Origin of the sequence: uncultured Veillonella sp. (assembly GCF_934190855.1) — a bacterium.
Taxonomy (GTDB): domain Bacteria; phylum Bacillota; class Negativicutes; order Veillonellales; family Veillonellaceae; genus Veillonella.
Genome location: NZ_CAKPTN010000120.1, coordinates 1 through 5,023 on the forward strand (window position 1 = coordinate 1; position 5,023 = coordinate 5,023).

At 39.7% G+C, this 5,023-nt stretch carries 4 protein-coding genes and 1 pseudogene; 2 read left to right on the forward strand and 3 right to left on the reverse strand.

Translation table 11 applies throughout. The features are described from left to right. A pseudogene (locus tag Q0F90_RS07110) lies at positions 1–194 on the forward strand (serine/threonine transporter SstT); the annotation flags it as partial. A gap of 127 nt (positions 195–321) precedes the next feature. Beyond that, complete coding sequence (locus Q0F90_RS07115) at positions 322–1,839, forward strand: NAD(P)/FAD-dependent oxidoreductase (RefSeq protein ID WP_296004348.1); 1,518 nt, start codon at positions 322–324, stop codon at positions 1,837–1,839. Between the two features lie 192 nt (positions 1,840–2,031). On the opposite strand, the gene Q0F90_RS07120 is transcribed toward Q0F90_RS07115, so the two are convergent. From Q0F90_RS07120 to Q0F90_RS07130, 3 genes are all read right to left on the reverse strand, one after another. Beyond that, positions 2,032–2,688, reverse strand: a complete 657-nt coding sequence (locus tag Q0F90_RS07120; RefSeq protein ID WP_296004349.1) for a PepSY domain-containing protein — start codon at positions 2,686–2,688, stop codon at positions 2,032–2,034. A 134-nt stretch (positions 2,689–2,822) separates the two neighbouring features. Further along, positions 2,823–3,944, reverse strand: a complete 1,122-nt coding sequence (locus Q0F90_RS07125) for an AI-2E family transporter (RefSeq protein WP_296004350.1) — start codon at positions 3,942–3,944, stop codon at positions 2,823–2,825. A 191-nt stretch (positions 3,945–4,135) separates the two neighbouring features. Continuing rightward, the coding region (locus Q0F90_RS07130) for an OmpA family protein (protein WP_296004351.1) at positions 4,136–5,023 on the reverse strand (888 nt) is incomplete at its 5' end.

A 5,023-nucleotide genomic window follows, 5' to 3' on the forward strand; every position in this document is an offset into this window, starting at 1 on the left:
CTTTACTACTTATTCCATTAGCTTGTTCCCTATTCGGTATCTCCAACGACGTAGCAATGCAAGTTGTAGGCGTTGGCTTTATCATCGGTGTATTACAAGACTCTACAGAAACTGCGCTTAACTCTAGCACAGACATTCTCTTCACAGCTACTGCAGACTATGCAAAACGTGGCTACCATGAAGATTGGAACTAAAACATTCTTAGGCGGTCCTTCGGGACCGTCTTTTTTTACATCCAACTACATTGATTTTCTTCAATGTAATGGTATAATAGAGTTAATGATAATAACTATTAGTAGATATATATAGAAAGGAATCAACATGAAACAATACGATATTATTGTAGTTGGTACAGGCGGCGCCACTATCGTTGCTGACGCTGCGCTAAAAAAAGGCTTTAAAGTGGCCATCATAGAAAAAGGCAAATTTGGTGGTACCTGCCTAACTCGCGGTTGTATTCCTACAAAAGTTATGGTTACAGCAGCCAATGCGATCCAAGAAGTAGAGGAATTCAAAAAAATCGGTATTAATGTTGATTCTGCTACTATGGACTGGGATACTGTCTCCAAACGTACATGGTTTAAAATCGACGAATCCGCTGGCATCTACGACTACTACAATGCCTATGACAATGTAGACGTATATCGTGGTGCCGCAAGCTTCGTATCTGACAAAGTGATGAACATTCATCTTAACGATGGTTCTGGCATTGTAGAAATTACAGCACCTACAATTATCCTTGGTACTGGTGGCTATAGTAATGTACCAAATGTACCTGGACTTCAAGAGGCAGGCTATCTTACTAGTGAAAGCCTCTTTGGCGACAAATTCCCTAAGCAACCATACAAATCTCTTGCTGTACTCGGTGCAGGTCCAATCGGTGTTGAATTCGCACATGTATTTGCATCTGCTGGTACAGAAGTAACAATTCTTCAACATAATGTACGTTTAGTACCAAAAGAAGATGCAGATATGTCTGAACATCTACTAAACAACTACAGAGCACGTGGCATCAATGTAATTCTAAACCAAGATACGGTTGAAGTCCGCCAAGAGGATGGCCTCAAAGTAGTCGTTACTAAAGATCGTACAACTGGTGAAATCACAGAAACTAAAGTTGAAGAAATCCTTGTAGCTGCAGGCATTCGCCCCGCTGTGGAAGAGCTTCACCTTGAAAACACGGGTATCGAAACATGGCCTAAAGGCTGGATCAAAACTAACGAATTTTTAGAAACATCCGTTGATGGTATCTATGCACTAGGTGATGTAAATGGTGAACCTGCATTCCGCCACCGTGCAAACTACGAAGCAGATATTATTGCGCATAATCTCTTCTATGCTAAAAACGAAGCAGATTACCGTTGGGCACGTTATGATACATTGCCTAAAGTTACATTCTCCTACCCTGAAATTGGTAGCGTAGGCCTTACTGAAGCAGAGGCTATTAAAGCTGGTTACAACGTAGGCGTAGGCAAAAACTACTACTCCTCTACAGCTAAAGGCTATGCAATGGGTATCAACCCTGGCGATGTAAATGACGGCTTTGTAAAAATTGTGGTAGACAAAGATACTAACCATATCCTTGGTATGCATGTAACAGGCCCTCAAGCTTCCATCCTCTTCCAACCATATGTAAACCTTATGAACAGCGGCGTAACTCCGTTGACAGCAATCAATGAGGAAATCGCATCTGAACGTACTAAACGCTTACGTGAAAAAGGCATTACTCGTGAAATGGATCCTAAATCCGTTATCACTGTAGGTGAAACAATGAGCCCACATCCTTCCCTTGTAGAAGTTATTATGTGGACACAAGTATACTACGAACACCGTTGGTAAAAATAACTATATAGTAACGACAAAAAGGACTGTGTATAAACACAGTCCTTTTGTTATCTGTAAATCCGTTGAGAACAATACATCACAGGAGCACAGATCTATAATATAAATACCATAATATAGGTACCATTCTATAAACAAAAAGAGCTGAAGATTTTGTCTTCAGCTCTTTTTAGGTTATCACATAATAAGTTAGCGACCCATATCGATGCCACTACCAAAGATAAGATTTGTTTTGCGGCCATCGAAACCTTGATCTGGCTCAGGCGGTAATTTATAGGCTTTAGATTGCTCTACATAAGCACCTGTTTCAGCATCTACTGTAACAACTACTTTTTTACCATCTTGATGCATTGTTACATAATACAAGATTTTACCGTCGTGTGCTTCGATTTTCCAGCCCTTCATAACAGCGTCAGCGCCAAGTTGTTGTTTAGCAACGCGTTCTGCTTGGGCAGACTCAATTACTCGATCTTTATTGAAGATTTCACCGATGACTTTTTTAGGTTTGCCACCTTCTTCCATATTGGAAGTATTACCAGTGATTACGTCGATTTTCATCTTGTATTGATGATATTTACTATAACCAACAACTTTATAACCATAGTTTAAGTCGTTAGAGTTAAGCTCTACGGAATGAAGTGCAGCATTCGGGTAACGATTTTGGAAAATAGTACCAATTTTACTCATAGTCATAACCATGGACTCACCTGGTGCACGTTGTACAGAAATATCAGTACTTGTTTCTGGCTTTGTTTTACGTGCATCTGCCACACTTGGTGTAGCAACAGATAGTACGCCCACTGCCAATACACCAGTTAATGCCATAGAAATTAACTTTTTATTCATTACATATCCTCCTACTATATGCGATACTTTCACGAATAGTAAAAGTAATTCACATACTAGAATTACTATAAGTCCGTGCCATACTCAACAGCACACAAAACATACATAAATAGTCGTATTATTTAGACAATATACTATAAACCTTCATTTGATGCAAGTCGTTCATCTACATCAGACATAAGTAATTTATAGCATGTAGCTACTAAAGGAACACCGATCAACATGCCAGTGACCCCCATCAAGCTACCGCCTACGATAACCGCAGCAAACACCCATAACCCTGGTAAGCCAACGGAGTTACCGACGATTTTAGGGTAAATGAAGTTGCTTTCAATTTGATGAAGCACTTCTAAAATAATCACATAAATTAATGCATCCATAGGGCTAACAGTGAGCAACATAACCGCACCGATAACGCCACCTACATAGATACCAAGTAATGGAATCAAACCAGTAAGACCAATTACACAGGCAATGGTTGTAGCATATTCAATGTTAAACAGCCATAAAGTAATACCTACCATAACGCCTAAAATCAAGGCGTCAATAAACTGGCCTACAAAGAAATTACTAAAAGTTTGAACCGCCACTCGAGTTACATAACTAACACGATTTACCCATTCATCAGATGCGTAGGCTTTTAAAATGCGTTTGCCTTGCATCATAAGGCGTTCTTTATCAAGGAGCATATAAATAGCAAAGATCAATCCAAGACCAATATTTAATGTCCAAGATAAAACAGTTCCCATTGCATTAACAATGTATGTACCGCCTTTAGTACCCCATTCACGGGTATACTTAACGATACTTTCACCACTCAACGTATCCATAAGCGTCTGATTAGATGCCATTGGAATTGTTTCTGTAAGATGCTGCATCCAAACTTGGAAATCCGCATACAGTTGAGGCGAAGATGCCACAATAATCGACATAGAATGAACTAATTGAGGAAGCGCCAAACGTGCAATAAAATACACGATCACACTAATTGTCACAAAAGATAGCACCAGACTGAGAGGTCGCCGTATCTTATACCTCCATCCAGATTCACTCTTAGGCCAAAGCCATCGCTCATAGCGTACTACTAAAATATCTAGTACAAAGGCAATACAGGCACCTACGATAAGTGGGACAAATGCTGTAATAATAGCATCAATAGCACTAGCAATATCACTTATCCTGAGGGCCATCATGATCATAACACCAGCTAGTATGATAGCACCTATGAGAGGTTTGTAATATTTAAATTTTTTCATATATAACCTACTTTACTATACTCACACCGCATACATTATCAAATCTTAATGAACATTGTATGACCTACGATTGTATGCAAGTTTAGTATAACATAAAAGTCCACCTTATCACATGCTCGGTCCCCCGATGAACACGAGAGCATGATAGAAGGTGGACTTTATTATATGTCTAATCTAAATTAGTTTAAAGATTAGCGGTGAATGTAAACGTCTACACGACGGTTTTCAGCTTTACCTGCTGCAGTGGAGTTAGTTGCCACTGGTTTAGTGTCGCCATTAGCGATACCGATGAAGCGATCAGCAGATACGCCATTATTTACTAAGTATTGAGCTACGTATTGTACGCGGCGTTCGGACAAACCAATGTTGTATTGAGGATTTGCATCAGTATCAGCATTACCTAACAATTTAACTTGGTCTTGTGGGTATTGGTGAGCAGCATTTACAGCAGCTGTCAAGTTTGGATATTGGTCTGCACGAGCTACATCTTGGTCGGAATCGAAGTAGATGGATTGTACATAGTAGTCCAATTTAGGAGTTTTATATACAGGAGCTTCTACTACAGGAGCTGGAGCTGGAGTGTATACAGGAGCTGGAGCTGGAGTGTATACAGGAGCTACGGATTTTTGACCACCGAAACGGTAGGACAAGCCAACTACTGGACCTTGGAAAGATACATTATGATCTTCATTTGCTTTAGTATTGATGTAGCGGTAACCAGCATTGATATCCCAGTCTTCATTAACTTTATAGCCTAAACCAGCTTCTAAAACTGTAGTGTTCTTAGTACCTACACCAGCTTTACCGTAAACTTCTACTTTAGAGCCAAGGTTAGTTTTACCAATTACACCTGCTTGCGCAATGTTGTTAGTGCCACCAGCATCATGATTATGGATACGAGCATAACCACCATATACTGCAACATTTTTGTTCAAAGAACGAACTAAGTTCAATTCATGCATGTCAGTATCAAGATGTTTAGTATTCAAACCATGGTAACCATATTGAATACCAGTTTTATCGGACCAACCATAAGTCACTCCACCATCGAAGTTCCATTTGTGAGCGTCTTTTGCGCC

Excerpts from the sequence above, each read along its gene's own strand:
- Q0F90_RS07115 (WP_296004348.1), top strand. The coding sequence starts at position 322 with ATGAAACAATACGATATTATTGTAGTTGGTACAGGCGGCGCCACTATC.
- Q0F90_RS07120 (WP_296004349.1), bottom strand. The coding sequence starts at position 2,688 with ATGAATAAAAAGTTAATTTCTATGGCATTAACTGGTGTATTGGCAGTG.
- Q0F90_RS07125 (WP_296004350.1), bottom strand. The coding sequence starts at position 3,944 with ATGAAAAAATTTAAATATTACAAACCTCTCATAGGTGCTATCATACTA.